Raw genomic sequence first — 1278 nt, 5'->3', positions numbered from 1 at the left:
CGACCAACATCTCCGCGAGCCCACCAACCGACAACCCCCCGGCCCCGGCCCCGGTGTCGATCCCGGTGTCGGTGTCGGTGTCGGTGTCGGTGTCGGTGTCGTGCGAGTGTTCGCGCCGCCACTGGGTTACCGCCACCGCCAACGCAGCCAACAACCCATCAGCGACACCGCCGTGGAACGCTGCGGGCACGTCGGTCAACAACGCAGCGGTCACCTCCGGTGACAATTCGACCTCGACCGTGCGCGCGGTCCCCGCGACATCGACCACGGGATCCAACCGACGCGACCCGATCACCGGATCGTTGTCCACCACCATCGCCCGCCACGCCCCGAGCTCCGCGACCCGCCCCGGGCGATGAGCCTCCTCGACAAGACCGTGCGCCCACCGACGCATCGAGGTCCCCACCGCAGCCAGATCCGGTGGCTGATCGGCCACGATCCGCGCCCACGCCACCGCAAGATCGGGCACCAACACCCGCCACGACACCCCATCGACCGCCGAATGATGCACCACCACCAACACCCGACCCGCCACCACCGCATCGGCCGGATCGAACCACACCACCTGCACGACGATCCCCGCACCCGGATCGAGCCGATCCGCGGCCGCATCCAACTCCGCCGCCACCAACCCACGCCACTGCTCGACGCTCGATGTCGACTCGGTCACCACACGATGAATGATGTCGTCGGCACGAACCACCCCGACCGGCAACACCTCCCACGCCCAACCCCCATCAGCAACCCGGCGTAGCCGCGCACGCAACATGTCATGCCGATCCAACACCGCCTGCACCGTGCCCGCCAACACCCGCCGATCGATCCCCGCAGGCAAACCCAACAACATCGCCTGCGAGAACCGACCGAACCCGGACTCGACCCCGGACTCGACCCCGGACTCGACCCCGGACTCGACCCCGGACTCGACCTCGGACTCGACCTCGGACTCGGCCTCGGCTCGGGGCTGCGTCTGCTCGAGTAGCCATCGCATGATCGGTGTCAACGCAATCGGCCCCACACCCCCGCCGGGCAGTTCTTCGGCAACAGCGACAGCAGCAGTGGTGTCGTGGACAGCGACCTGGGCCAGCCCGGCAACAGTTTTACGTTCGAACACATCCCGCGCGGAGAACACCAACCCCGCCGCCCTGGCCCGGGTCACCAACTGGATCGACATGATGCTGTCACCACCCAGAGCGAAGAACGAGTCATCCACCCCCACCCGCTCGACACCGAGAATCTCGGCGAATACTTGCGCGATAACCTGCTCGACCGGTGTGC

At 67.6% G+C, this 1278-nt stretch carries 1 protein-coding gene; it reads right to left on the bottom strand.

Going from position 1 to position 1278, the window contains the following annotated elements:
• On the bottom strand, positions 1-1278 hold a 1278-nt coding region (locus tag AB0B25_RS32135), incomplete at both ends, for a phosphopantetheine-binding protein (protein ID WP_357187609.1).

Origin of the sequence: Nocardia sp. NPDC049190 (genome assembly GCF_040648115.1) — a bacterium.
GTDB lineage: Bacteria > Actinomycetota > Actinomycetes > Mycobacteriales > Mycobacteriaceae > Nocardia.
This window is presented reverse-complemented; position numbering and strand designations above follow the sequence as displayed.